Genomic DNA, 1,128 nt, shown 5'->3' with positions numbered 1-1,128 from the left:
AGTCGCAGCCAAATCTGTGCCAAATGTTTTGATGACGGACAACCTTGACGCGCCCAAACGCTCTGGCATTTGGCGAAGATTGGCAAGGCAAGAGCTTACCGCCCATATTGGCTGGTATTGGCAAATATGCGCTCCTGCGCCCAAACATCAAGTGCGGTGACGAGATAACGCACCAACCGGGGGCCATATTTGATGAAGGGAGGGCCTTCACCGGTTACGCGCCAGCGGTTCAAGGTGTGCTTGGAAATCTTCAAATGGGCGGCGGCATCTTCGACGGTGAGTAGTGTGTCGGTATTCATGACTTTCATCCTCTATCAAGCTCGACAAGCATCGCGGAACTGCGATCTTGCAAGACCAAGAGAACTCAGAAAAACCACACTAATCCAGCATGTTCACCAAAATCGGGAAGCCAAAAATCGGGACTTATCCACCTGATATCCACAGATGGATCGATCTGTTTCGACGGGTTCCAGCACGCACCAGCTTAACCCAATATGCCCCGCCATGCCCCATCGCCACAATGCCCGCGATTGGGGAATCTAGAGGGCCAGTAGGCGCGCAACCGCCCAATCAGCTGCATAAAAATTCTGCGCCAAAGAAAAAATCAACTGATCCGAGCGGCGATCCAGTCTGATAAGTCAGCCCGGCGATAGCCAATTGCCCGCCCGCCCAGCCGAACAAAGCGAGGCCCAGCACCTTCTGCTCGCCACTTCTTCAGCAAGCTCAATGACACTGAAAGAACCAATGCTGCTTCTGCGGGTCGCACGACTTCGGAGGGAAGAGTGCTGAGACTCTTGCGAGGGACTGGCTCGACTTTGGCAGATCCGGCGGAGTGCTTGTGAAAAGCCATCGGTTTTGGAATTTGGCTGGGCCTAACAGGCAGGGCCTTCTCGACCTTTGGCTTCTGGCCGAGCGCCAAACTCTCGCCAAACAAACCAAGCTGGCGCTGATCCACATCTGCTCTGAGCCGTCTTCCCATTAGACATCTCCGCGTTCGGACTAAGGACGGAGCAAGTTTTGGGCCAATCCTATGTGGGAGCCGGAGCCCAGTTAAAGCGGCCATAAGTGACCCAACACGAATGTCTTAAGTTGGCCGAAGAACGAACCCGCTCCGCGGGAGGTTTGTGC

Annotated in this window: 2 protein-coding genes; both read right to left on the bottom strand. The window is 54.6% G+C overall.

All coding sequences use genetic code 11. The features are described 5' to 3' along the window. Positions 1-95: 95 nt before the first annotated feature. Positions 96-299, bottom strand: coding sequence for a helix-turn-helix transcriptional regulator (locus B7364_RS04185; RefSeq protein ID WP_085338687.1), 204 nt, complete (start codon positions 297-299; stop codon positions 96-98). 305 nt (positions 300-604) lie between these two features. Further along, entirely contained in the window at positions 605-979 is a 375-nt protein-coding gene (locus tag B7364_RS04180; RefSeq protein WP_085338686.1) for a helix-turn-helix transcriptional regulator, read from the bottom strand. Positions 980-1,128 lie beyond the last annotated feature (149 nt).

Source organism: Aquidulcibacter paucihalophilus (genome assembly GCF_002105465.1).
GTDB classification, from domain to species: Bacteria; Pseudomonadota; Alphaproteobacteria; order Caulobacterales; family Aquidulcibacteraceae; genus Aquidulcibacter; species Aquidulcibacter paucihalophilus.
Note: the sequence above shows the minus strand (reverse complement) of the source record. Positions and strands in the feature narration are given on the sequence as shown.